Raw genomic sequence first — 25,461 nt, 5'->3', positions numbered from 1 at the left:
CCTAAATATTCATAATAAAAGAGCGGGAGTGTCTATCCTCCCGCCCTGAAAGTTTATTAAATATCTTCTTCTTCAAAAGTAATTCTTCTTCTGGCCGATTTTCCGGAGCCGAGAGAAGTAATATCAAGCGGTTCCATTCTCTCTTTATGCGGAAACCTTGCCAGCACGGCCGCTTTCAATTCTTCCCGGCTTGCATATCTAACCGTGCGCGTCGCGTTTTCGGGCATTGCGAACGGCGTATCCAGCTTTATCCCCCACTCGTCGAACCGTTTTAAGACGGTTTTTAACGGATGGGTTCTGGTTTTCGTTAATATCCATTGATTCTCCGGCATTGTCCTGATCTGCTCGGCTGTCATCAGCGGTTTTTGAATCATCTGCAAGCTCTTTGTGGAGCTGTCACGTTCAAAGCTGCCGCTGCGGGAAGTGCTTCCGGACATGACGGTCTGGTTACCCAGCGCCCGGGAAACATCCTCCGCACCTTTGGACAAAGGGGTAAACCCTCCAAATAAGGCGTTGGTGCAGCAGTCAATGATGATTTCTCCACCTTCCCGGCCGTAATTCTTGTGCAGCTGCTCCATGGATTGAATCATCGGAAACAATAGAATGTTTCTCGATTTACCGGCTGTAAACATCTGCTCGGCATTATCGAATTTTGGCAGGGTGCCGAACTCATCCAGATAGAAATAGACACGCTTGTCCAGCTTGTTTTTACCATCCTGGTTTGCTACCACCAGGGATTCGTTGTAAAGCTGAGAAACAAACAGAGAGACAAGAAAATGCTTTGTGGCATCTTCCTCCGGGAATACAATAAAAACAGCAGTGTGGCCATTGCAGAACTGCTCCGCGTCTACATCACTATCAAAGCATAGTATCTGTTCCAGTTCAGAGTCAATGAATGAAAGCAAGCGGCTCATGGCCGTACTCATGACGCTGTGCATACTGGATTCCGCAGTGTTGAGTGCAGCACCGGCAAGCCAGCGCGCCTTGTGCTCTGCCGGCAGCAGCTCGATCAATTTCTGATATTCGTTCTTCGGCTTCACATTGTTTGCTTTATCACTGGTTGAAGGCAGTGCTTTCGTCTGCAGAAGCTCCTGTACGATTTTAAACACGCTTACGATATGACGCTCACCATAGCCGCAAAACTCCGCCACAAGCAAAATGGTGGACGCTATCAGCCCTTCGGCTGCATCATAGAAGTAAGCGTTCTGGCCACCGCCGTCAAAACCTTCCATTCGGACAATGGTTTTCGCGGTGATCTTTGCGTACCGCTCTGCCCGGGCCTTATAGGTAATGTCGCCGGTTTCCTTAAAGAGATCCGTGTATTTGTTGACCAAATGGAGAAGGTTGAATCCATGGCTGCGTGTGGGATTGCGCAAGTCGATGATGTACGGGATATAGTGATAATACTTCTGAGCGATCCCGGCGTAATCCCGGAAAACGTCTCCTTTGGTGTCGGTGGCCAGGAAGCTGCAACCGCAGGCACAGATAAATTCCAGGTTGGGATAAAGAAAACCGGTGGTCTTGCGACCGCCGGTTGTGCTGAGAATCAAAGTATGGCTGTCTGAGTTGTCTATCCGAGCGCGTATATCTCCACGCCCTTCCAACAATCCCAGAACAGCCGCGCCGTCCGGTTCATCCGGAAGATGTTTGCCTTTGCGCCACAGTTGCGGTTCAAAAGAGATGTCATCATAGGTTTCCTGAATTTCCTGTTTAGTTGCCCATCGTGCGGTACCGTATTGGCCGTCACCCACAGTTCGAGCCTTGATGTTTAGATTTCCGTGTACTGCTTCTGAAATAAAGAGAGCAGCCAGAAAAGCAACGGCGACTATAGACAAAACAATAGCAATTGTACTCGGCATGATTTTTCCTCCTTAAAAATGATATAAGAAAAGCACCTCCAAAGAGGTGCTTGGAATTGGAAATTATAATACTCAATCTGTATTGCCATCACCAGTTAAATCAGTTGCATCTGAGTCTTTAGATTCCGAATTGGTAGGTTCGTCATTATCATCTTCATCACTTTTTATATCGTTTTCTAAAGCTGTTTGATCGTTACTTGATAAATCATCGGAAATATTGTTATCTGACAAATGAGAAATTGCATCTAGATTAGAGAATAATAATTGTGCTTTCATGGCAGGAGAATTAAATATATAATCGTATTTAGCTTTCATAGCTTCAAGTGCTTGTATTGAAGGGCCTGTCAATCTGTCGATCTGAGCCTGCGTAGTATTAAACGCCCGCATCGACGGGCTATTCGTTAAGCTGTTAATTTTAGCTTGCATAGTTTCAAGTGCTCGTATCGAAGGGCTTGTTAATCTGTCAATCTGAGCCTGCATAGTATTAAACACTCGCATCGATGGGCTATTTGTTAAGCTGTTAATTTTAGCTTGAAAAGCTTCAAGTGCCCGTATCGAAGGATTAGTATTAATCTGGTACTGGTTTAGCCTTGAAGCTTGCATCATTGCAGGAGCCGATAATTTTTGATTTATGACATCTGATAGACGCGCAGAAATTAGTGCACGATCTTCATGAGAGAAAAGTTGTTTTTCCAAACCTATAATAGTGTAGTCCAAATCAGGAATTGCGGTGGTAAGTAACGATTTGAGTTCCATAAAATCAGATAAACTAAATTCTTTATTGTGTGCAACAGCGTTCCTATATTTTCTAACCTTTTTCAGAGTATCTTGCAAATCAATAATTTCTGTTTTATCGGAAAATAGCCGCTCCCATAATGTTCTGGGCCGGTATGCTTCAATATGATCTATAATTTCATCTTTAAGCATTTTCTGTAAATTTTCAGCACTAAGTTCTGACCAAATACTATTAGGTTCTTGTGGAGAATACTCTATGAACAAAAATTCTTCCATATCAAACATTGTAAGTTCATCGAGCCCGCTTTGAATTTGATTATCTGTAATAGATTCTGATTTCTTTGGTAAATTTGTTTCATGTACCCACTGAGATCCAAAGGATTTTAATACCACATCATAAACTAACTCACGTACTTTGCGCTCGAATCTTCCTAAGATCGGATATGCTTTGGAACAATAATATTCAGAGACTTCATCCATTACAGTGACGATTAGAAACCCTGCCCTCTTTGGACTTTTTGTAAGCAATTTATGCACTCTGTTTAATGCACGTGCAGTAAATTCTTTTTTCCCCTCGTTGCATTCGAATATTAGGAAACAGCTATTATTCCCATCATTGTAAACTTCTTGATAGGTTATATGAGCCGCTTTTAATTTACTTATATGTATTTCAAAATCATTTTTTGAAACATTTTCAAAAAGCTCACTGAAAAATAATTTTGAAGGAAAAAATTTTCCCTGTTTGTTCTTTTGAAAAAAGACATACTTTAATTTCATATAGGATCGTCCACTTCATTTCTATTTTCTCCATTATACTTTTATTTTTTGTCTAATTCAACTAACCATATTATGAATTAAAGATCATATTTATTACCTAAATTTTTTAAATCATCATTCCAATCTTTTTTAACCGATTTCAAAATACTTATTTCATAAGGCCTCCGCAGCTGCTCCCGCATTTCTTCAGACAGATCTTCCACATACATCCCTTGGGAAAGCCTTTGCAGCATTTCCTGAATGATTGCGTCGGCTTTGATACCGGCGTGGTCATTGTCCAGGCACAAAACGACTTGATGGATGCCTGGATACTCTGACAGGAAGCGGAGCAGAGCAGGGAGCGCTGTACAGCCCAAAGCAAGGTAGTTGTGCTTCTGCCAGCCTTTCTCTTTATGAAGATTAATAAAGGACAGCATGTCTATGGGCGCTTCAAAGACATAGAGCCGCGCGGATCCGCCGTGATAATTAAAGAAAAATTCTTTGTCCGATCCATCAACATCACCACGGTATGGCTTTTCGGTGAGCGTTCCCTTCTGATGAGCCGCCCGCGCCTTGCCGGTGGCATCGTACCCGACAAAGACGGCGTTATGCGTGTTGGCGCTCTCATAGAGGCTGCGGCTATGTACAAAGAAGGAAATCACTTCGGAATCAATATGGCGCTCCTGCATCAGGTAGGCATAAACACGCTTCATATTGCGGCTTTTGCCCGGCAGTACGAATGGGCGCCGTTTCCTCTCCTTTTTCAGCGTGGATCTCTCAAACTCGATCCCGTTGTAATCCCTGCAGTTAAGCGTACAAACAGCGTCTTGAAACCGCATATTGAAAAAGGTGCAGAGGAAATCAATCGCGGTACCTTTGTCGCCGGTGTTATGATCATAAAAAATATGTCCGCGAAACTTGACGCTATGGTTAGCCTCCCACAGCCATTCTGTACCGCTCCGTTCGTATTTTTCACCCTTCGCATCCAAAATGCTTTTAATCTCCGTGTGCGCGGCCAGGTAGATTTCCTCTTCCGTAAACGGTATGAATTTTGACAAGTGAATTCCCCCTTACATCATTTCTTCTTGCTCATCATATTGATGGCCGTGGACTTCTTTCAGTGCCTTTTGTTTTTGCATCAGTTTTCGGTCATGCCGGTATTTGCGTGTTGTGCTGTCCTTGATGTTATCGCCCAGGCTGTATGCAAAGGCGTTAAACAGTCCCATAACCGCGCTGACAGCCGCTTGATTTTGATAAGCTTGAATCTGATTCAGACGGAGCTGCGCGTGAACATTGCCCTCGGCCGCCGCTTCCGTGTAATACTGTTTGGCGGTAGAGAGGTCGCGCTTTGTTCCCAGACCGGCTTCATACATCATCCCGACTTTATAAAGCAGATCCGCGTCAGGTTTTTCCTGCAGGATTTTCAGAAATCCGGCAAGAGCAGATGCGTAGAGCGCCTGCGCCTGTTGCTTATTCGCGGCAATGCCTTCGCCCTTTTCGAACATGCGGGCGAGCTGAAATTGTGCGTAAGCGTTTCCCTTCGAGGCGCTCAGAGAAAACCATCGGAACGCTTCCGGGTCGTTTTTGACAGTCCCCCTTCCTGAACGATACATTTGAGCAATTTTGTATTCGAGCCTATCATCCGGATCTTTAGCTTCGGATTCAATATAACTATTCAAAGCCTTAGCGTAATAAGTGTTTGAATAAAAACGCAGCGCATTGATCAGCTGATATTTATCCATAGATTCGATTGCCTTTTTGCTTTCTTCCGAATAGTTATTTAAACTGAAATACAATCTTTTTAATTCTTCCGTATCCTTCGGCAGTTCTTTGTCGGAGAGCAGCTCGCCCAACTGATACGCGGCATAGGGATTGTTCTGCTTCGCACTCAGAGAGAACCATCGTACAGCTGCTGCAGTGTCTTTTTCCGTCCCCTTTCCCGATAGATACATGCTCGCAATACGGTATTCGAGCTGCGCGTCCGCTTCTTTCTTTTCCTGCTTCAAGAAACCCACGAGCGCCTGTTGGTAAAACTGCCCCGCCTTTTTCTGGTCACAGTAGGGCTGTTTTTCGTCGGAAAAGATTTCGCCCAGTTGGTACGCCGCATAGGAATTGTCTTTCCCGGCGCTCTCGGAAAACCATCCAACCGCCGCTTCCACGTTTTTTTCTACACCCTTTCCAGTCAGATACATATTCGCGATACGGTATTCAAGCTGGGCGTCCGCTTCTTCCTTTTCCTGCTTCAAGAAACCGTTTAGGGCCTGACGGTAATAATGGTTTGCTTTTTCCATATCCCGGCAAGGCTGCTTTTCGTCGGAAAAGATTTCGCCCAGCTGATACGCGGCGTAATTGTTCTCCTTCTCAGCACTTAAAGCAAACCAACGAACCGCCGCTTTCACGTCTTTTTCCGCTCCTTTTCCGGCAAAATACATACTTGCGATACGGTATTCGAGCTGGGCGTCCGCTTCTTCCTTTTCCTGCTTCAAGAAACCCTCAAGAGCCTGCCGGTAAAACCGGCTTGCCTTTTTCTGATCACGGCACGGCTGGTTCTCGTCAGAGAAGATCTCACCCAGCTGATACGCTGCATAATTGTTCTCCTTCTCAGCACTCAAAATGAACCACTGTACCGCCGCAGCTACAGCTTTTTCCGTCCCCTTGCCAGACAGATGCATACTCGCGATACGGTATTCGAGCTGCGCGTCCGCTTCTTCCTTTTCCTGCTTCAAGAAACCCTCAAGAGCCTGTTGGTACAACCGGCTCGCTTTTTTCTGATCACAGCAAGGCTGCTTTTCGTCGGAAAAGATTTCGCCCAGCTGATACGCGGCATAAGGATTGTCCCGTTTAGCGCTCTTTGAAAACCACTTAACAGCCGATTCAACATCTTTTTCAGTTCCCAGGCCGTCAAAGAACATGGAAGCGATACGATACTCTGTTTGAGCGTCTTCTTCTGCTTTTTCCTGCTCTATAAAACCGGCCAGAGCCAAAGCGTAGTACAGACGCGCCTTTTTTTCATCCAGCATATCCTCCTCAGAATAAATATTTCCTAATTGGTAAAAGGCATATAGGTTTCCTTTCTCGGCACATTTCCGGAACCAATCAACAGCGCCTTGCGCGTTCTTTTCCACCCCGTTGCCGTCCCGGTACATTTTCCCCAGTTCGTACATCGCAAAGGTATCTCCGCCTTTAGCGGCTTTTTGATACCACTTTACGGCGTCCGGATAGCTCTGCTCCGTGCCGGTTCCCTCGTAGCAGGCACGGGCGGTACAGTAAGCCGCGTGAGGATGTCCCTTTTCTGCCGCTGACACGAACCATTGAAAAGCTACTTCATCATCCTGCTCCGTACCATTGCCGTGCTTATACATGCCGGCAATCTGATATTCAACATAAGCTGCAGGTGTTTCTTTTTCCTGCTCCAAAAATCCGGCCAGCGCTTCATTGTACAAACTCTGCGCTTTTATTTCGTCCTGTGGGACGCCCTCTCCTTTCTGGTACATGCCGGCCAACTGATATTGCGCCCGGGCGTTTTTCTTTTCACAGCAGAGTTCCAGCCACTTTAAGCCTTCCTCTAGGTTTGCTTCCATACCCAGCCCTTTCAGATACATGTTGGCCACTCGGAATTCGGTGTCCGCATCCGGCTGCTGCTTGTCCTGCTCGATAAACTCATTTAGAGCCTTTTGATACAATACTCCGGCCAGCTCATCATCCTTTTCGACGCCCTGCCCGGTGCTGTACATCTGAGCGAGCCTGTAATCGGCATAGGAAACATCCTCCATGGAAGCCTTTGTGTACCACCCAGCCGCTACTTTGTAGTTCTGCTCGGCTCCGATACCGGTATCAAACATTTTCCCCAGCGCATAGTAAGCATATTTGTCCTTGCCGTTCGCTGCCTCCTTGTAATAGGACTCAGCAACCGCATAATCCTGCTGGATACCTTCTCCCGCGTAAAACATTTTTCCCAAACGATAATTGGAATGGATATGCCCTCCGTCAGCGGAAAGCCGAAACCATTGATATGCTTTCCTGTAGTCCCGGGAAATCCCTTGACCGGCATATTCCATCCGTCCCAACGTGTACATCAGGAAAGCGGCGTCTTTCCTTCCTGAAAATCCTGCCTGTTCTGCCGTACCGTCGTCGACGGAACGGCCCACATCAAATCCATAGCTTTTTTCAACCGAGGCCCGGAAATCCCAATAGGCGTCCAGACAGTATTCCGTGCCTAATTCCTGATTCTTTTCAATACCGATGCCATAGAGGTACATTTTTCCCAGCTCATATTTTGCGAAAGAATGCCCGGCCGCAGCCGCAAGTCCGTACCACATTTGCGCCTGCTCATAATCCCGCTCTACGCCGTTCCCATAGAAGTATTTCTTCGCAAGCTCATATTTGGCCTTTACATCCCCATTCATTGCTTTACCGAAACACTCTTCAAAGCTGTCCACAACCTTATTTTCAAAGGGCTTTCTTCTTTCCCAATCTCTATCTTTGCCGGTATCGGAAACCATAGCAGCGGATGCGGAATCCGATTCAAAAGGATTTTCTTCGTCCTGGGGCAGCATCCAGTCGAGCCGCTCATCCGGAGCGGACAGGAAAAGGGATGCATCGTCGGAAAGAGCATCTTCGGCACCCGTCGCGGAGCTTTGCGGTTTCTTACCGGTAACCTGCAGGTCGTTCGGGGCTGTTATGGTGATCAAAGATGCGTCCAGTTCGGGAGCGTTTTTACTGAGCGAGATCGCCGCGCGGATAATCTTATTCTTAATGCTGTCAAACTCATGGTTCTTGACGATCGGGCCGATATCTTTCGGGTCGTTCCGGTACATCCTTTGCAGGTCCTTGTGATCTTCGCAATAGAGTTCATAAAGCTGCCGGATGGCCGGAGTTTCCGCAAGCCCGGACATGATGTCTTTTACTTCTCTCCGGATATCAAGGTCTTTTATCCGGCCGTATTGCAGCCTTCCGGGCCTGTCCTTCAGCTGATCACCCAGAAGGAGAAGCTTTTCGCAAAGGGAGTCTATTTGCTTCCTGTTCAGCTGATCGGAGGAGCCGTTACGAATATCCGATAGAATATCATCGATCTTTTGTTTCAGGCTGTCCCGGATCTCCGTCTTATGCTCATAAATATGCCGCCTTTCATCGGCAAAAATCACCTCTGAAAAAGCGGCTTTCATTTCGTTAATGCCGGACACGTTCAGGTGGCCGACTTTAGGTTTATCGGTAAATACAAAAAGGTGGATGTGAGGATGATGAGTTGTGTTATGCATTCCCGCGTACCAGTGAAGATCGGACACGGGAATGTTGGACGCTTTCGCAATGACATCAACTTTCTGCAGGACCAGATCGCGCCAGGGCTTTTGATGGTCGTATCCCAGCGCGTCGGCATCCTCACGCCGCAGGGAGATAACATGCGTCCAGATATTTCCCCTGCAATTTGCGATTTCCTCCTGAGCTTTCCTGATATCCACATTTGGCTCAGAAGAAAAAAGACCGTGTTCCCCAACACGGTCAACTCCGGGACGCTTCCCAACATATTCAATCAGATTTTTTGCTTTCCCAAGGTCAACGGCAAATCCCAAACCCATTTCCGCAGCGTATGAAATAAGTTCAGACGCATTTCCAATCGTTGGATTTGCTTTAAAGTCCTGATATTCCAGCCCCTTTTTTGCTTCCGGTATTTCCCACAAGAGATCAGCAATGGTTTTCATTTGCTTGCCGGTCGCGGGCCGTGCGGCAACTTCGGCACTGAGCTTCAGCGGATCAAGGTTTAAGGCGGTAATTTCTTCTCCGTTCATCGAAGTCTGATTTACGTTCAGTTCCACACTTTCCCGCGTACCAACGTAATTGACAAGACCCATAGCGGCATCCTTCGTCATGGTATGTTTTCCGTCCGCTTTCTCGCCGGCGCGGGCAATGTGAAAGTAGCGGGAGTTTAAGACAATTCTTGCTCCTGCCATTTGCGGCACCTCCTATGATTTGAATCCTATAATAAAAAGAAAACGTTCCTGAATTATCAAGAACGTTTTAATAAATTAATTATAATAATATGTGATACTTAAACATAGACCTTTTATTCAGTTCAAATATTTAATTGTTCATCCATACCTAATTGTTCCTGCAAATCTGCTATTTGCTCTTTAAGAAGAGAATTCTCCTGTGTAAGTGTATCTACCTGTTTTAATAAAGTAAGTTTATCTTTCTGCAGATCCATCATTTCCTTTTGGAAACTACTCAGAACAGAAATACTCTGAACAATGCTCTCTTGATGACCAGTAAGTAATTGTCGTTTTGAAAATTCTTCCTTTTGAGCAGATTCAAAAGTATCTTTCAAATCTTTAACCTGAGCAATAATATTGATATTTTGGCCGCTTAAGGTTGTATTAGGCAGAACACCTATTTTAGCCAGCAATTCTTTTTGATTTTCGTTTGCGATCTGATGAAAATTATTTTGCAAATCGGTATGCTGTTGGCTTAAGGTTCTGTTTTCTAGGGTCTGGCCAATCTTTGTATCTATATCTTTATAGCCCTTTCTGTTTATTAGAGAATTGTTATAAATAGATCCTGCAACCGTTACCAGCGCTACTACAAGAGTAACACATGCTCCTATAATAGTCCCTTCTGTAATACCCATAATAAATTCGCTCCAATCCATAGAATCACCTCAATAATAAATTTATTTAAATATTTTGTCAAATAATTACTATTTCACAATTTCCTCTGACTCATTAATTGCTTCCAAAATATCAATTGAACCGTTGGTGCGTTTTACATCTTGAATTGCTTTCACGCGAAGCTTCTCATATTTATTTCGATCAATTTCAAAAACGGTCGCCAGCATACGTGTGAGCATGTCATTCTCAACAGCATTTCTGAAATTGCTTTTTGAAATTCTGGTAGCAAGATTACCGACAAGTCCTTCCATTTTCGCGCCGAATACGCCGCATAAATAGTCCTGACTGATTTGTGAAGTTGTGTAAGCGAAATAAAAGTCTATTGCTTTTTCGATCACTTCATTTCTTGATAGATTTGTACCTGACAGTTTTATCATGCTATCAATTTTTAAATAGGTTTCTTTCTTTAAATAAATTGATGTTCTAAGCTTTTCAGAAGCATCTATGCTGTTATCTGCAAGTCTTTGAGAATTCACAACACTATCCATTATTAAAATTCCTCCAAAAGTTATCAAAAAGTTAAAATGCTTGTAATCAGTACTGATTACAAGCATTTTTATAGGAGTCATGCGGCATATTGAACTTTTTTATAAAATTTGATTCGCGTATTGTAATCAGATTAAAATTTTTGATTACAACGGAAAAATCGTTCCACGCCCAGCACCGCTGGGCGTTGCGTCTTGCATTGTAATCTTTGATTACAATGCTTTATCCTGCAAAGTAGCTCAGACAGTTTTCCTTACACTGAAATCCCCTGGGAAGAACGCCAGAAAACCGCATAGCAGAGCCAAAAAACGGCAATTTAACCGCCGTAGGAACCGCCAGAACCGAAATCAGAACAATCTGTGTCGGAATCCGGTTCATTGGAATCGGATTCCGACGGCCCTCCGGGGGCAGAAGGAGAGGATTTTGCAGCGCGATCGCGGGGGGCGGTAGCCGTTTTTTCAATGTACTTCCGAACCGCAGACGGTACATATTTTTTATAAAAATTCTCCACGGCCTTGCTCAATTCTGTACTGAGATCAAGACCTTTTTCATCCATGAACTGCTGCGCGGCGGCGAATTTGTGCGGGTCGATTTTGAGCTTTACGGTGATTGTTTTCATAATGAAATTACCTCGTCTTTCTTAATGGAAAATATGTTTGGCCAGCTGGCCGGGAGCGCCTAAAGCAGAGAAAAAATAACAGATTTTATATCCTTGCTGGATACAAAAAGGCCACCGGATTTTCATTATCCGATGGCCAAAATCTTAGAATAGCTTTAGCTGTTCACCTTGCGGCTCTTGCTTTACTTTTTGTTTATGCGCTTTTCTAATCGCCTTTGCCTCCCTCATTTTTGCTGCAGTTGATTTTTGAAAATCACTATCATGGATGATCTCATAACCTTCTTTTGCATCAGCTAAATCTTGTTCCAGATCGCGTGTTTTACCTTTAGGAAGGGTGTATATTCTATCAGGCTTTCCTTTGCTATAATTGTCAATAAAATCCTTGTTGCTCATTAACTCCATTTCCGCGATCATCTTATCAGCTGTATACTTTGGATAGGGCTTGTTTCGAATCTTCACATTCTTTCGCGCAAAGTCATAAGAAAGAAAGCCATTATCAACGTGGACCAAATAATCCCCATAGATGAAAACCGGTGATAAATCTCTGTGTTCGCCGGTTATAGCACATACCGCCTTACGGCAGTCCTCACAATAGGTATTTAATGAGCATGGCCGCCAACTCCTGACCTTCTCGGCATAAACAGAAGTCCGAATACAACCAATGAATTCCGGATGGGCTTTATAGAAGGATTCTATAAAGGTTTGGTTCTTTTTATTCTGATCCGCCTCGGCTTTTTCTGCGGAATGATCATAATCATATGGGTCATCGGTGAGACATGCAATACATACTGCTGTGCCATACCATCGAATCATTACATCAAGATTTTTTTCACGAAGTTCACAGCTTTTGTTCCCCTCATAGGGACATTTAAAGTCTACCCGATTGAATTCTACACCATAATCAACTCCGCCGTAGCTTAGCCCGCTTGCTCGAATCGTCCCATTCTGATTCCCATTTATCAGCAGTCCGCAAGGGGTCTTCCATGTACCCCACATATACCTCTCTAATTGATATTCGGGGAATTCCAACTTGTTAGGATAATACCCAATAGTTCTGAAATTCTCTTTGCTAAAAACCTTCTCATTCATAATCCCATACAAGGCCTCATTCCAAAATAATTTTCTAAAGTATCCCGAAACTCTTCTATGGATTTATCATATTCTTTGGCGATGCATCTTTCACAATGAGGGTTTTTATAAGCCAGTGCTTTACTGCAGCGTAAATCCCAGCTGTTAAGCTGCTCGCCGCACAAGTGACAATATTTGTCGAGCCACTTTACATGATCTGGCATTACCTGACTCCTTCCTGCCGGGATTATCCGCCCGGCCCGGCTTTGTGCATCCTAGTTTGTCAAGGCTTATTTGATCACTGAATAGCAGCGATATCCTGGCCAATTGCATTCTGGATTCATCTCATGCCAACGCTCTTCACTATAGAAAGATGCGCAATTGATTATTCCTTTATGATGATCAGGGAAACGGGAACGAAACTTCTCATGTGCTTCCTCTAATGTTTCTGCGTGCACCTCTACCCGGCCATTTTGAAATGGGAAATTGTAGTCAGTGCTAAAGGTGTAGAAAAAGCATTTCATCAAAATACCCTTCTTTCATTCAATCTGATGCCTTAGTATGTAATCTGGTCGCTGTGATCTCTGATATCGTATATATAATCTTCTTTGATATCCATCTGAGTAATATTCCAACCGCCTCTCCTGAGTTTTTCTGTAACGTGCCGGCTTGCCTGATCACTGGAATAGGCTATGATGAAGTGTTCCGAAGTATCATGCAGTGTCGGCTCCATAAACCTTTCCTGATCGGCCTTAACGGTAATCTTATAAAACAGCATCACTTTTCCTTTCTGACGGGTACAACATCCAAAACACAAAGTTTCCCGCAGGCCTCGGTTAAGTCTAGGTGATGAAAACAATACAAGTGCCGGGTGATCTCCGTTTTCTGCTCGTCGGTGCAGTTGATATGCTTCCACAGATCGACGGGGCTTTCACAGAAGGTCACGCCCTCGCTGGTGATCAGGTTGATGCCTTCCCAAAGTTTGACTGTCCGCATTTCACTCATAACCTTATTTCTCCTTTTAAATAAAATCTTTGACGCTCATTCCGGGGGCGTCCCACGGATTGCCCGGTGAGTAGTCGCCTGCCGTAGAAGACGGTGTATAACGCTCCTCAGCAGCGAGAGCGGCGAGTTCTTCATCCAGCTCGAACGCCCACTCACTCAAATACTCATCGCGGGCTTCTTTGTTGATCCAGTTTCTTTTGTGTAGACCAACCTCATCAAGCACCATGTAACCGTCATCGTCGATGTTATAGAGCTTTCTGACATGTTTCTGCTCCCACTCGGCCTCGTCGGCTACCATTTCGGCATCAGCTTTTGCGATGTACTCAACCACACAGTGGTCAAAATCATATCGAAATATTTTTCCGTCCAACTCGTAGGGTTTGCTTTTCATTTTGTGTTCTCCTTTCTGCTCAGATTTGTGACCTTCTTTGGGCATTGCCCGCCTTCCGGCGGTCACTCTGCGATTACCAACTATCTCGGCAGGGGATAAACTCAATCTCTACGCCCTTGTAATGCTTTATAATCTCAATAGGGGTGTCCGGCTCGCCGTCAAACTCATTGTTTAGCTTCGTGCATATCTCCGGCTTTCTTCCCTTTCGCGGGTCAACATCAACATACAAACGTCCTTCGCATTCATAGACCGGCCGGTCCCAGCTATCGCGACCCTTGTGAATTAGTGTCAGTTTGTTCATGCTTTTTCCCTCTCCGCCCGTCTGGCCGGTAGCGCAGCCTATATTCTGGCCATTCGGTGTGCTCTCACCGTGCGGCTTCTTTTATTTTCGCAATGTAGAATTCAACAGATATCCCCGAATATTCCGATAAGTCGAAACAATTTATTGCCATTTCATTGGCTTCATTCCATTTGTACCCCTTATCTGCAATCATCCGGGTTGCCCTTTCCATGTTCTTAAGCGTTCGCCTAATCATGATCCACCATCCTTTCTTCCCGTATGCCCTCAGGCTGTGTGGTTAATCGTTATAGAGGTCGAGAATTAAACGCTGCGGTGGGGTAGTAAACTCGGACAGGTCTATCGTTCCTCCGTTCATTAAAAGCCCCCGAATGATATCGCCGCGCTGTTCTTCTGTGCATTTGACTGCCTCGTCGAAGGCAGTCATGTCTGGGTACTTAATAACATTGTCGCCGGTGGTAACTTTGATGCCGTCGAAAATTTTGATGGTTTTCATTACGCTTGCCCTTTCTGCCCTCGTTACCTCCGGGGCGGGAGTCCGTTAGTGGTTGATTCTGAATTCGCACCAGGCAGCGCTCTGTTCGTGGTCCATTGGTTCCGGGGAATCCGTTTCGATGTAATCCTGCGGCCCGAAAACCGTCAGCTCATCGGAAAGGAAGTCAGCCTGCGTGATTACCTTTGCCGGAATAAATTCGTTACTGCTGGGAATTTGAATGCGGTGCAAAAACAGGTTGCTGTCAAAGAAATAATCAGCCTTCAGGTATCTCTCTTCGGCGTCAGTCATCTCGATCTCGTAGATGTACTTAGCAAGGCCGCCGAATACTTCCAGTCTAGCCGGTGCTTTGCTTTCGTCGTTGATGTCATAAAGTATGATCTCTGTTGCTTTTCCGCTCTTGTAAGTGAGGCTTGAGATTGTTCCCTCATACTTATAGAGTCTTTCCATTTTGACCGCTCCTTTCTTTACTGTAACTATAATTATACACTAATAATAGTGCATAATCAAGATAATATATGCACAAATATCAGGGCATATATTTGTTTAATAATGCACTGTTTTTTGTGTATGTTATCAGTTATACTATTTAGAAAAGGAGATGAGTAAATGCCTATCAAGTTTGATAAATTATTTATAATGATGAAGGAAAAAGGTCTTTCGACATACAGGATAAGAAAAGAGAATATTATAGGGCAAGCAACGCTTCAAAGCCTGAGAAGCAACGAGCCTGTCAGTACGGAAACTATAGCGATCCTATGTGATACTTTAGATTGTCAGCCCGGAGATATAATGGAGTTTGTGAAAGATGATCCGAGTCGGCCGGGAACGCCTAAAGCAGAGAAAAAATAACATGTTTTTTTCAACTGCTGGGCATAAAAAAACCATCGGATTTTTGTTTCCGATGGCTCTAAATGATATCTGTTATTCTAATGTAATTTCCTGTTCTTCAGGTTCTTGTTCATGCTCACTCAATTCCTCATAAATGTTCAAGGATGATGCTCCTTTTGGCATCACATGTCGAATGTATTCTTCCTGCTCTATAGACGATATGGGCGATGTAATCCTTCGGAATATATCTGTCATTTTGCGGTAGTCACAGTTAAAGGCGTCGGCACTGGCTTCTATCATATCGTGGGCTGACACATTTGTAAAGTTCACTTGATATCCCGCGATCCGTGCCAGGCTTTCTATAAACACTCTCTGTGTTCGCCCATTACCTTCCCGAAACGGATGAATAACGTTGATCTCACCCAAATAATAGGCCAGCTTCTCGCCGATCACATTGGGAGCCGTTCCGATCAAGTATCGATCTTCCTGTTTTAATTTGTCAAAGACAGGTTTTGAACCGGATTCAATGTACATGCAGCTGCAGAACTGATTCCCCTTTGAAATGTTCACCGTGCGCAGCTGGCCGGCCCATGAATAAACATCATGAAAAAGGAACCGATGTATCGCCTGTAGATGTTTTAGGTCAAAATCGCCTTCGACCGGCTCTTTCCTAATATCAAGTAGCCGCAGGGCGGTGAACTTTCTTTCGGCTTCATTCAGGATTACCTGATCTGTAATATTTAACTTATTTTTTAGTGTAAAAGAATTGGGATAACAATATTTGTTATCCCATTCATATTCATATTGATAAAAATCATTCATGATACTCACCTACTCAGGTATCACAGTATATTGTTTAATAAGCCGCTTAATCATTTCATCTGTAGAAGTTTCGCCATTCATGCATCTTCGGAGCATGTCTTTATCGTCTTCTGTTAAAGGCATTCCTTCTATAGCTAAGGTACCATTGATTTCACCTATAATTTTCTCTATACGATCCATTGGAAAGCCTCCTTTTATTATTTATTATAGCACATTTTTGGTTAATATAACATCAATCAAAGGGATAAGATTAATCCAATCTTTTCTGAAATATGAGGGTTACGAACGAAAACATCGCGGATACGAGTTATTTCATTATAAGATTGATAATAAATTTCAGCAGATTTTTCGTTATGAAGTCTGAGTATGCTCTTTTGACCAACATTTGCAATAATAGATATTTTTGATTCAATAGACTCCATTAATACATAATTCCCATAAATGCGCAGCCGAGGATGACGTGTACCATCTTTGCGTCTCCCTAAATCCGCAGAATGATGCAATTCAATCCATGCGGAACAGAATCCCTTGTCATCATCTGTTTTCGGATAAACTCTGACGTCATTGTTTCGGAGCGTCCAGCCGAACTTATACAGTTCCTCAAATTCTATGGGGATATTAACGGTGTATTGGATACCCGTGCGACTCATCTGGGTGCGAACATGACCGCCTAATTGTGAAGCTACATAATCGGGGTAATATTTGTCTTTGTGCCGGCAAAGCAGTCTGTTATGATGAGGTGTACAGCACCCCCAAAGAATGCCTAGTAAATAGCCATCCATCATATCATAGTTTCTTTTCCGATTTCCGGAATAAGATTCGGAAGATTTTCTACAGTTATCTTGTAATCTGTAATATTTTGTGGGAATTCTGTCATAGGAACAACCGCTACCGTTCTATGTACTTTTGCAGGTGGATATTGCCCTATGGAATTGTTATGACGCCACCAAAACACCTGATAAACTTCCATGCTGCCGGCAGGTCGCGCGACTGAGCTATCCCCTTGAAAAAGTGAGAGTAACGAGCGATGAATTAGATCCGCATCTGCCTCAGAAAATCCAGTTAAGCTGGCAAGCTGAGGGAATATACTCCCCGCAAAAATGAACAGCCCATGTCGAATATAAGCTTTGCGCCCTATGGTATCATGCCCTTTGGTTTCTGAAGCTTTGCCGGATGTGCTTTTTACAATGATATCTTCCATTGTATCAACCGGAGAGACCGTAAACGCGGTCTGCACTGATACCGGTCCCCGGATTGATATGGAATTGGAACCTTTGAATGGAAAAAGCTGTCCAAAGCTACGGACATCTATCCATTGACTGCAAGCTATCTCTGCGTATTTCTCGTTGTCGTTCACCTGTTCTGCGACTTTCAGGCTTTTTATGGAATTCGCACGTTCTTTTAGGCTTTTAAAGCCATCAATACATTTAGTATCGGGTTGAACAAAAACAGGTTGCCCCATATCCATGAGGCGATTACGAATTTTACGCTTGATGCAGACGTCGGTCATTATTCCGTAACCTTCCGGAGTAATGCGCGGCCTGTTGCCGTTGATCGGATCTCCATTCGCGTTTGCATTGTTAACGAGCAGAAGCACCTTAAAATCGATCCTGTTTTTTAGCATTTCCATCGACTCGTCTCCTTTACAGAGTTCGTATCCAGGCACGTACAAATTCTGACAATGATTTATTTCCGGCAGCAGCACGGACATGTTCAAGTTCAGAAGGTGAGACCCGTACTCGGATCACTTCAGAAAGACTCTCGTTAGATTTATCAAGATTGTAATATGGATAAAGCGATGTTGGAACCGGGACGCCGTGTAGCTTACGTGGGTGCTGACCTTCATATATCGCAGTATCATCCAAAGTTATTTCACGATATGGACTGATAGAAAAAGATATTAAGGCCCCATCTTCCAACTCTGCAACAATGTACCCCGGCAAGCTTTCGATGTACCAGGCACCCGATATTGTAAGGGCGTTCTGATTAAGTTTCGGGACGTGGACGCCTAGATAATGTGAAACGATTTCATCAGGATTGCCACCCGCGCGTTTAAGAGCGGTTTCATGGTCAATCTGTTCGGCTCCTGGCTCTGAAAGACACTTCTGCATATCTTCCTCTCCGAAAAATCTAGTGACACTGTAGCCGGATGCAAGGCTCTTTTTAGGTACGCTTACAAAAAATTCTTTCATAACTTTCCTTTCTTCCCCTTAACGCTGGGTAGCGATAATTAGCACATCTGCCGGTTTCCCGTTGCCCGCTCTCGCCGCTTGGAGGCTGTGTTGTGAGAGCAACCGCCAAAAGGCGGCTGGATTACCATTCCATCCGGAATAAATCATAATCGTAGACAGGTTCATCGTTTTCATCAAGAGCAGTCAGATCGATGTCCAGAATTTCGGCCGCATCCTCAATGCTCATGCTATGGTTGGTAGTAATATCGCCTAATAATTTTTCACCATAATAAAGTTTCATGATTCTTCTCCTTTGCCCTTGTCGCCGGACCGCGTTATTTTGTAATCTTTTTGATTACACATTTATTGTACCACATGTGTAGAACACTGTCAATGCTTTTACTATTTTTGATCTCAAAATAGGATGATTTTTTAGGCTCAAAAGCTGTTAATAAGCGCCTAAAGCAGAGAAAAAATAACAGTTTCTATTTCAGAAAACCCATCGGGTCAACAGCCTTTCCGTTTACACGGATTTCGAAGTGGCAGTGGTTTCCGGTGGATTCTCCGGTACTTCCGACCAGGGCGATCACCTGACCTTTCTGTACGGAGTCGCCTTTCTTCACAAGCAGTTGTGAGCAGTGGCCATACAGAGACATTGTAGAGGATGAATGCTGAATTGCCACAACGTTTCCATAGCCCCCGTAGCCGCCTCCTGTGACTCCGAAATCAGAGAAGATCACCTTTCCTGATTCACCGGCGTAGATCGGCGTCCCATAAGCTGCCGCGAAGTCCACACCCTTATGAAGGGTGTTCTTGCCTGTCGTTGGGTCTGAACGGTAGCCGAAGGGGGACGAGATCGTGTATTTGCCCGCTTTGATCGGATAACCGAAGATGCCGCTTCCGGAGCTTCCGGCCGTACTGTAATAGCGCAGCACATGGCTGACGTAGTTGACGTCACCGTAGCTGTCCCAACCCAGCCGCTCCGCTTGCTGCTGTGAGAATTCGACGGCATTCGCCTGTGTGTAGCCGCCTTTTTTCAGCGCCCAGTTGATGTATCCATTTCCAAAATTGTAGCCCTGCAGGGCAAGGCTGATGCCCTGAACGTCATCAGGAGACTTGCATTTTGCGGCTCTCAGACAGCTTTCAAAGTATTTGATTCCTATGTTGATGGAATATTCCGGATCGGTGATCCCGTTATGCCTTTGCGGGTACTCCGTATTCAAGGGACTCTCGCTGCACTGCATTGGGTCGTTGCCGCTCCCTCCGCTTTCATTCTGCATGACGGCCATAACGAGGGAAGCATACTGAGGAATGCCGTATTGAGAGCAGTATTGGCTGATCAGTCCTTCATAAGCTGTCACCTGTTCCGACACTGTGGACGGGCTGTAATCCATCAAAACCTGCGAAAGGTTTATTATGTATTCGCGCTCTGACTCGCTGATGGAAATCCGGAAAATAGATTCAATCTTCTGAAAAATCTCCGTGGAATGCGTAACCGGAACCGTGTATTCTTTCACAGTGTAGGTCCTGTTTCCGTTTCCATCCAGAACAGGATTACCGTCAGCATCACGCACAAGGACTTTCTTTGTTTTCCTTTCGTAAAACGCCCGGATGAGCTGTTCCCGGATGTTTGCTTTGTCCGGATACCTGGGGTTATCAAAGATGGTGATGTAGGCCGCGTATAGCAGCTGCGTGTTGATCTCCTGCCCATCATCCATATCGCTGTTGACAGACGCGACGAGAGGGGCAAAATCCGGTGCAACCTGGTTCGTCACATATACCTGCAGGTTATGGCCTGTTATGCCGGTGCCGACCGCCGTAGCGACCAACAGGATAAGGACCAGCAGCCCCCCGATTACTTTCCATACCCTTTTATCCTTGGCAAGCCGGATGAGCAGAGCAGACGCCGCGGCGCTCATTATCGCCCACCAGCGTCCCCGAACAGCTCTCTCTTATACGGCGGCGCAATAACATGCAGATGGTATCGTTCGTTTCCACATTTGAACAGGCAGAAGCCCCGGTTCGGTTCGCGGATCAGATTGTATTCGCACTGCTGCAGGGATAACAGACGCTGGAAATCGGCCTCGTCGCAGTTCTCGCCGGGGTTAAACAGGAAGCTGTGGGTCGGGATGCTCAATAGAGGTCGGGTGTATTCCACAATACCCGGCAGCATCAGATCCTCCACATTCTGACTTGCAATGATAACGCCGGAATCTTTTTTGCGGCCGCGCTTCATGAAACTGCGGATATAGTCGATTGCGATTTTGTTCTGCAGGAAAAGATGCAGCTCGTCCACGGCCAGCTCCGTAGCTCCTTCTGTCAGGAACTTATGGCTCATATAGGAGAAGATATTCAGGAACATAGCATTTTTCAGGTTTTCGTTGGTGTCCATCATTCCCTTGACGGAGAAGTCAATGAAATCCGCGCTGACAATATTCGTGTAACCGTTAAAAAAGGTACTTTCAGAGCCGACGCAGATCGACCGCAGGCCCAGCGTCAGGGAACGCAGAATATCTTTTGTGTAAAGCTGACTGCCGGTATCCTGATAGGTTTCCAGTTCATGGTGAGCCAAATGAAACAGATCGGAAAGAATTGGATAATCTTCAGACGTGAGCTTATTGTAATCCGTATCGTCGGTAATTCCAAAGTTCGCATAGAGTTTTTCCAGTAGAATTTCCAATGTGTCCAGCTGCTCCGTCGGAAAATCTTTGTAGCAGCGGAAAAAATCGCGCAGATAGGCGATATGCTGACTCAGCCGTGTACCTTTCCGGAAAGCGGGGGGAACATCTTCTTTTTCGTCAGTAACCGGCTCCAATGTCCATAGACGGGGTTCCAGAACATTGATAAAGTACCGGCCGGCCATCATGTCAATATAACAGCCTCCGAGTCCAATTGTCAGGTCTTTGTACTCGTCGTCCGGGTCAAGAATGTAAAACTTTTTTCCCGCCTGCCTGAAATTTGTTATTAAGAGCTTGAGCAAATACGATTTTCCTTCGCCGGAATTTCCTAAGATCAGGATGTGGCCGTTGGTTTTATCCTGTGCTCTCCGGTCGAAATTGACGATGATATTCGTACCGCTGACATCGATGCCTATGTACATTCCGTCCGGATCTGTCTTGCCGGAATAGGAAAAAGGATAAAGGTTCGCCACACTGCCTGCTGGCAAGCTGCGTTCAAACTGCGACCGGAACACGTTGCTGCCGGTGAGCATGACCGTCTGAAAGCCTTCCTTCTGACGGAGCCACAGGCGGTCATATACGATTTTTGTCCTTGTGCAAAAGAAGATCACCTTTTGCTGCAGATCCTGCAATTCTTTTAAGGATTTTCCTATAATCTCAATGAACACGGCGCTGTGCATCAGGGTTTCTTTGGTTTTATGCATTCTGCGGACAATCACCTGAACATCATTGAGGTCTTCTTCCGCTTCAATATTCTGCTTCATGCCGTTGGCGTTGTTTTTCTTATGCCGGTTCCTCCGTTCCGACTTTTCTATGATTTTGTTTTCTTCATATTCGGAAACTGGCCGGACAAAGATTCGCAATGTAACGCCGTCCATTTCACCGAGTTCCCGCAAAATGGCTTGATCCTCCGTTGAGGTAGGATATTCCCGAATGGCCCATACGCAGCGGAAGGTATTGCCGCAAACATAATAATCCTGATGCTTAAAATCAAGCACCGAGGGCGTAATCATGTCCAGAAAGCTCTGCATGTCACTGCCGGTGACTGGTGCAAAACCGGAAGCACTTCCGCTTTTCGGTAATGCTTTCTCCTTATGGATGCGTTTTTCTTTCTTCTTTTTATTGCTTTGGCTTGCTTGGGATTGCTGGCGTACTGAAAGTAGGACTTGGTTAAAATCATCGAAAGGAGAACCTTGCACGCCCTGAGGGATGATTTTCGATGTCGGCGTTTCCTCTACCAGCTTTTTGTTGCTTTCGCTTGCCAGAGTCCGCCAATACTGCGCAAGGCCCAGATCGCTTTCCCCGGCAAGCCCCTTCTCATAAATGGCGGCGAGCTTCAATTCAATATTGGAATTCGGCCTTTTTCTTTCCTGCTGCTGAAATTCACGAAACGCTTTAATGAACAGTTGATCGGAGGAAGCCTGGTCCTTTTCTAAGCCAATTCCATCACGAAGAATTTTTGCCAGTTCGTAATCTGCAAGTGACAGATCAGGAGCTCTAGAAAACCACATCGCTGCTTTCGTATAATTCTGAGTAAGGGATACGCCCCAATAATACATCATCCCCAACGTATAACAGGCGTATTTATCACCCCGGTTGGCAGCGGAAAGGTACCATTCCGGTTCCTGATTGGGATTGTATACCTTACAAAGCCCCGCTTGTTCCTCATTCCCGTCCGTGACTGCGGCAAGCTCGTACCAGGACTGAGTCCTTTGCTCCGGGGTTTCCTGCTCCATCATCATTTCATCATTTTGTATTTCCGGGTTCATAAGCCTGTTCATAGCTTCATCTCCAATATCTCCGCGTATTTTTCTCCGTCGAAATCCTGCATTTCCGTTTCAAAGATGTTTTGTTCCAGATAAATGGCCAGCATCCGCTTGATATCCGGCTTTGCGGCAAGACGCACTATCATTCCGTTATCCTTGAAAACCTGCACTATTTTGCTCATGGTGGACTGTATCTGCTCGCCTGTTTCCTTCACTGAGAACCGCAGAACGGCCAGAAACTCTCGACTGGTGGCCATTGATATCCGCACCTGGTCAAAAAATTCTATGTCCTTCTGATCGAGATCCCTCAGCGTATCATTTGTTTCCCGCTCTTTCAGCTTTGCCAGATAGTGTTTATTGCTGTCGTAGCTCTGAGAGGAATTCAAGCACAGGAAATCCACAGTGCCGATATTTTCGAGCGTATCGGTCATCTTCGTGATCCTGCTCTGGATGTTGATCGATGACAGAACATTCAGATTGACAGGCGTAATCATAATGAAGCACAGCCGATCTCCGGAGTAAAGAGCGAGGCAGCTGTCCTCAATGCCAGCTGCCCCGATAAGATCCTGTACGCTTTTTCGTTTCTTCTGATTTTTGTCGGTTGCTTTTCTCAAGTCCGGTCCTCCTTCTCCCAATAAAAAACAAGCTGCTGCGTGATGAAATACCTGCAGAGCTTGCTCAAATATTTGAATATGGAAATGTCATCAAAGGTGACGGTCATAAATGCATAAAACGCGGTCATGGCCAACGGAACAAGGCTGTGCGTCAGGGGAAACAGGACTAAGGAAAAAACGCCGGCCAGCCCGAAGATGAAGATATCGCGCAGTTCCCAAAGGCCCAGTAAAGGCGGCGCCTCCATGTTGGACGGATAATAGTATTTCATTTTACATAACCTCCCGTTAGTGTATAAATGTTCTTCCCAGATTAATAATGGACGTAGTCGTGTGTACTGCGCTGGATAAATTCCCCTTCATTGAAGTGTCCAGCCCAAAGGATTGCGCAATTCGGGGAACCTCCGACGCTGCCAGAATCACGCCGGTTGCAATAACCATCTGATCTTTGAAGATGTTCAGGCCGATCATGAGCATAAGGTTTTGCAGAAAAGCGGTAAAGCAGATGCCAATGATCTGCTTGCACCAGGAAAGAAACTGGTCAAGGTATCCTCGTGGAATACTGAATAAGTACAGGGAACAGACACAGATCTGAATGAACAGGATTCCTCCGCGTTTCAAGTTTCCAAACAGGATTTTGAAGAAGCCGTAAGCAAACGCGATGATGAAGAAAATATCTGTAATCTGCGGTACATGCTGCTCAGTCCCCGTAATGCCCGCTAAGACGCTTCCGACCGCTCCCGTGACGTTGACCAACGGGTTTGACGCAATCAGGCCCAGGAAGAAATTAACAGTATTTGAAATGGTGCTTCCAGAGGAAACGGGTTCCGACAAGGCCGGGTCGCTCATAACGCCGGCGATATTCATGAGCTTCCCCATCACAGCCTGCATATTCACAGACAGCTGATAGAGCTTCACGGGAAGCGTAGTAAACAGAAGCAGGACGCCCAGCCCTTTGAAAATGTTCATGCCGGTGTCCTTCAAACTTCCTTTTCCCTGTTCGATCGAAGCAAAATACTCTAATATTGCCAGAACGAAACCTACGGCAAAGAGGCCGTTCCCCAGCAGCTGAAAGAAATACAGGATTCCCTGGACGTACTGGTTGTCAAACAGATCGGCCCCCATATTTCCCATATATTGATTGAAGGAATTAATGGCGTTCAGGATAGTGTAATAGAACCATGCTTCCAGCTGCTCCATGGAATTTCCGACAGTAAACATTTATCTCACCATCCAATTGCGCCCCACATCCAAAATGGGGCTGTAATTGAGACAATCAGTCCCGCAAAAAGACCGGCAGGAACCTTCCATTCTATTTGCCCACCGTGCTGCTTGTAATCCACAACCGCGGTAGAGAGTTTTGCAACGAACTGTACCAGCAAATAGGCATCAATCGCCCCGAACACAGTAATATTAACACCATTTTTTATTTGGGGCTTAACATACGTATTAAAGGCATTGTTAACTGTATCAGATACGTTTGCCGTGGCATAGGCCGGGATGGCAAATATTGATACGAGAACCGCTATCACCACAATCAGTAATAGTGTCTTTTTATGTTTTTTCATAGTGCATACTCCTTTTTATGAACGGAATCACTGTTCCATTTCCATTGTGTTTTCCTCTACCGGTGCCTCTGCATGTTTCCGGCTGCCTGCAAAAGCAATATAACGTTCCACCTCCTTGACATCTTTCTCACTCATGGAGCTGTGAGCTTCTTGCGGAAGAATTACGCTGGTAATGTTCCCTCTGACCTCATCTTTCGTAAAAAAAATTTGACCGTAATTCTCTTGTATTTCTAAAATCTTCTGCTTCATTTTTTGGTCGTAGTCCTCTTTTGGAGGAAATGCGATTTGGTTCTGAAAAATAATCTTTGGGAAATACAAGATGTTCATATTGTGCTTTTCAGCGTATTCGATTTCCTGCCTCATACCTTCTGAAATAACATCACCACATACCCATAGCTCATCACATCGTTTGAGAAGTTCCAACCCCATCTGCAGTCCTTTCTGCCGCTGCTGCGGGTTCGTATCATCGAGATACTGGGTAAAAATCGTATGCGGCGCCAAAGGAATAACACCCTGCTCCGCAGCATAGGAGCAATACGAAACCGCTTTTTTAATGTTTTCCTGGATGTCCCCCCTTAACGGGGAACAGATATAAACCATCTTCATAAGGATCTCCTTTCTTAAAAAGCGGAAGGACTTCCG

The 25,461-nt window shown here is 45.1% G+C and carries 29 protein-coding genes; 1 reads left to right on the top strand and 28 read right to left on the bottom strand.

The features are described from left to right. Positions 1–56 precede the first annotated feature (56 nt). The 15 genes from LY85_RS16375 to LY85_RS16305 form a co-directional block, all read right to left on the bottom strand. On the bottom strand, positions 57–1,859 hold the full coding sequence (locus tag LY85_RS16375; RefSeq protein ID WP_141827519.1) for a type IV secretory system conjugative DNA transfer family protein: 1,803 nt from the start codon (positions 1,857–1,859) through the stop codon (positions 57–59). Between the two features lie 72 nt (positions 1,860–1,931). Continuing rightward, positions 1,932–3,371, bottom strand: a complete 1,440-nt coding sequence (locus LY85_RS16370) for a hypothetical protein (RefSeq protein ID WP_141827518.1) — start codon at positions 3,369–3,371, stop codon at positions 1,932–1,934. Positions 3,372–3,448: 77 nt separating this feature from the next. Continuing rightward, a complete protein-coding gene (locus LY85_RS16365; protein WP_141827517.1) occupies positions 3,449–4,408 on the bottom strand; it encodes a DUF3991 and toprim domain-containing protein in 960 nt (319 codons plus the stop codon). Between the two features lie 12 nt (positions 4,409–4,420). Continuing rightward, entirely contained in the window at positions 4,421–9,298 is a 4,878-nt protein-coding gene (gene mobP3 / locus LY85_RS16360; RefSeq protein WP_141827516.1) for a MobP3 family relaxase, read from the bottom strand. Positions 9,299–9,420: 122 nt separating this feature from the next. Next, on the bottom strand, positions 9,421–9,993 hold the full coding sequence (locus tag LY85_RS16355; RefSeq protein ID WP_141827515.1) for a hypothetical protein: 573 nt from the start codon (positions 9,991–9,993) through the stop codon (positions 9,421–9,423). 48 nt (positions 9,994–10,041) lie between these two features. Next, positions 10,042–10,500, bottom strand: a complete 459-nt coding sequence (locus LY85_RS16350; RefSeq protein WP_141827514.1) for a hypothetical protein — start codon at positions 10,498–10,500, stop codon at positions 10,042–10,044. A 314-nt stretch (positions 10,501–10,814) separates the two neighbouring features. After that, positions 10,815–11,117, bottom strand: coding sequence for a hypothetical protein (locus tag LY85_RS16345; protein ID WP_141827513.1), 303 nt, complete (start codon positions 11,115–11,117; stop codon positions 10,815–10,817). 144 nt (positions 11,118–11,261) lie between these two features. Beyond that, positions 11,262–12,206 carry a hypothetical protein gene (locus LY85_RS16340; RefSeq protein WP_141827512.1) on the bottom strand — a complete coding sequence of 315 codons (945 nt, stop codon included), beginning with the start codon at positions 12,204–12,206 and terminating at the stop codon, positions 11,262–11,264. Next, positions 12,203–12,409 (bottom strand): hypothetical protein, encoded by a 207-nt coding sequence (locus LY85_RS16335; RefSeq protein ID WP_141827511.1) that lies wholly within the window; start codon positions 12,407–12,409, stop codon positions 12,203–12,205. Before LY85_RS16335 ends, LY85_RS16340 begins: the two co-directional genes overlap by 4 nt. Positions 12,410–12,741: 332 nt before the next feature. Continuing rightward, positions 12,742–12,963 (bottom strand): hypothetical protein, encoded by a 222-nt coding sequence (locus tag LY85_RS16330; protein WP_141827510.1) that lies wholly within the window; start codon positions 12,961–12,963, stop codon positions 12,742–12,744. After that, a complete protein-coding gene (locus LY85_RS16325) occupies positions 12,963–13,190 on the bottom strand; it encodes a hypothetical protein (protein ID WP_141827509.1) in 228 nt (75 codons plus the stop codon). The genes LY85_RS16330 and LY85_RS16325 overlap by 1 nt, the downstream gene beginning before the upstream one ends. Positions 13,191–13,206: 16 nt before the next feature. Next, complete coding sequence (locus LY85_RS16320) at positions 13,207–13,581, bottom strand: hypothetical protein (RefSeq protein ID WP_141827508.1); 375 nt, start codon at positions 13,579–13,581, stop codon at positions 13,207–13,209. A gap of 73 nt (positions 13,582–13,654) precedes the next feature. Further along, positions 13,655–13,882, bottom strand: a complete 228-nt coding sequence (locus tag LY85_RS16315) for a hypothetical protein (RefSeq protein ID WP_141827507.1) — start codon at positions 13,880–13,882, stop codon at positions 13,655–13,657. A gap of 277 nt (positions 13,883–14,159) precedes the next feature. Then, positions 14,160–14,375 carry a hypothetical protein gene (locus tag LY85_RS16310; RefSeq protein ID WP_141827506.1) on the bottom strand — a complete coding sequence of 72 codons (216 nt, stop codon included), beginning with the start codon at positions 14,373–14,375 and terminating at the stop codon, positions 14,160–14,162. 45 nt (positions 14,376–14,420) lie between these two features. Further along, positions 14,421–14,822: a hypothetical protein gene (locus LY85_RS16305; protein WP_141827505.1), complete on the bottom strand. Its 402-nt coding sequence runs from the start codon at positions 14,820–14,822 to the stop codon at positions 14,421–14,423. 159 nt (positions 14,823–14,981) lie between these two features. On the opposite strand from LY85_RS16305, the gene LY85_RS16300 reads away from it, so the two are divergent. After that, positions 14,982–15,224 carry a helix-turn-helix transcriptional regulator gene (locus LY85_RS16300; RefSeq protein WP_141827504.1) on the top strand — a complete coding sequence of 81 codons (243 nt, stop codon included), beginning with the start codon at positions 14,982–14,984 and terminating at the stop codon, positions 15,222–15,224. 72 nt (positions 15,225–15,296) lie between these two features. Here LY85_RS16300 and LY85_RS16295 read toward each other — a convergent pair whose 3' ends face one another. The 13 genes from LY85_RS16295 to LY85_RS16245 all read right to left on the bottom strand — a co-directional run bounded on the left by LY85_RS16295 (position 15,297) and on the right by LY85_RS16245 (position 25,425). Continuing rightward, entirely contained in the window at positions 15,297–16,025 is a 729-nt protein-coding gene (locus LY85_RS16295; protein ID WP_141827503.1) for a Fic family protein, read from the bottom strand. A gap of 9 nt (positions 16,026–16,034) precedes the next feature. Further along, positions 16,035–16,205: an antitoxin VbhA family protein gene (locus LY85_RS19375; RefSeq protein WP_185741259.1), complete on the bottom strand. Its 171-nt coding sequence runs from the start codon at positions 16,203–16,205 to the stop codon at positions 16,035–16,037. A gap of 56 nt (positions 16,206–16,261) precedes the next feature. Next, positions 16,262–16,810 carry a hypothetical protein gene (locus tag LY85_RS16290; RefSeq protein ID WP_141827502.1) on the bottom strand — a complete coding sequence of 183 codons (549 nt, stop codon included), beginning with the start codon at positions 16,808–16,810 and terminating at the stop codon, positions 16,262–16,264. After that, entirely contained in the window at positions 16,807–17,655 is an 849-nt protein-coding gene (cas7c, locus tag LY85_RS16285) for a type I-C CRISPR-associated protein Cas7/Csd2 (protein ID WP_141827501.1), read from the bottom strand. Before cas7c ends, LY85_RS16290 begins: the two co-directional genes overlap by 4 nt. Positions 17,656–17,668: 13 nt before the next feature. After that, the gene (locus LY85_RS16280) at positions 17,669–18,217 is read right to left on the bottom strand and encodes a hypothetical protein (protein WP_141827500.1); all 549 of its coding nucleotides are present in this window, start codon (positions 18,215–18,217) and stop codon (positions 17,669–17,671) included. Between the two features lie 121 nt (positions 18,218–18,338). Beyond that, positions 18,339–18,497, bottom strand: coding sequence for a hypothetical protein (locus LY85_RS19370; protein ID WP_185741258.1), 159 nt, complete (start codon positions 18,495–18,497; stop codon positions 18,339–18,341). A 184-nt stretch (positions 18,498–18,681) separates the two neighbouring features. After that, positions 18,682–20,115 carry a lysozyme family protein gene (locus tag LY85_RS16275; RefSeq protein WP_185741257.1) on the bottom strand — a complete coding sequence of 478 codons (1,434 nt, stop codon included), beginning with the start codon at positions 20,113–20,115 and terminating at the stop codon, positions 18,682–18,684. Beyond that, positions 20,115–21,905 (bottom strand): DUF87 domain-containing protein, encoded by a 1,791-nt coding sequence (locus LY85_RS16270; RefSeq protein WP_243122661.1) that lies wholly within the window; start codon positions 21,903–21,905, stop codon positions 20,115–20,117. The genes LY85_RS16275 and LY85_RS16270 overlap by 1 nt, the downstream gene beginning before the upstream one ends. 746 nt (positions 21,906–22,651) lie before the next feature. Continuing rightward, complete coding sequence (locus tag LY85_RS16265) at positions 22,652–23,254, bottom strand: hypothetical protein (RefSeq protein WP_141827499.1); 603 nt, start codon at positions 23,252–23,254, stop codon at positions 22,652–22,654. Beyond that, the gene (locus LY85_RS16260) at positions 23,251–23,523 is read right to left on the bottom strand and encodes a hypothetical protein (protein ID WP_141827498.1); all 273 of its coding nucleotides are present in this window, start codon (positions 23,521–23,523) and stop codon (positions 23,251–23,253) included. The genes LY85_RS16265 and LY85_RS16260 overlap by 4 nt, the downstream gene beginning before the upstream one ends. Positions 23,524–23,539: 16 nt before the next feature. After that, the gene (locus tag LY85_RS16255; RefSeq protein WP_141827497.1) at positions 23,540–24,472 is read right to left on the bottom strand and encodes a conjugal transfer protein TrbL family protein; all 933 of its coding nucleotides are present in this window, start codon (positions 24,470–24,472) and stop codon (positions 23,540–23,542) included. A 5-nt stretch (positions 24,473–24,477) separates the two neighbouring features. Beyond that, positions 24,478–24,819 carry a DUF3852 family protein gene (locus LY85_RS16250; protein ID WP_141827496.1) on the bottom strand — a complete coding sequence of 114 codons (342 nt, stop codon included), beginning with the start codon at positions 24,817–24,819 and terminating at the stop codon, positions 24,478–24,480. Positions 24,820–24,846: 27 nt separating this feature from the next. Further along, complete coding sequence (locus LY85_RS16245) at positions 24,847–25,425, bottom strand: DUF4406 domain-containing protein (protein ID WP_141827495.1); 579 nt, start codon at positions 25,423–25,425, stop codon at positions 24,847–24,849. Positions 25,426–25,461 lie beyond the last annotated feature (36 nt).

Source organism: Clostridium sp. KNHs216, assembly GCF_006714885.1.
Lineage (GTDB): Bacteria > Bacillota > Clostridia > Oscillospirales > Acutalibacteraceae > Caproiciproducens.
This window is presented reverse-complemented; position numbering and strand designations above follow the sequence as displayed.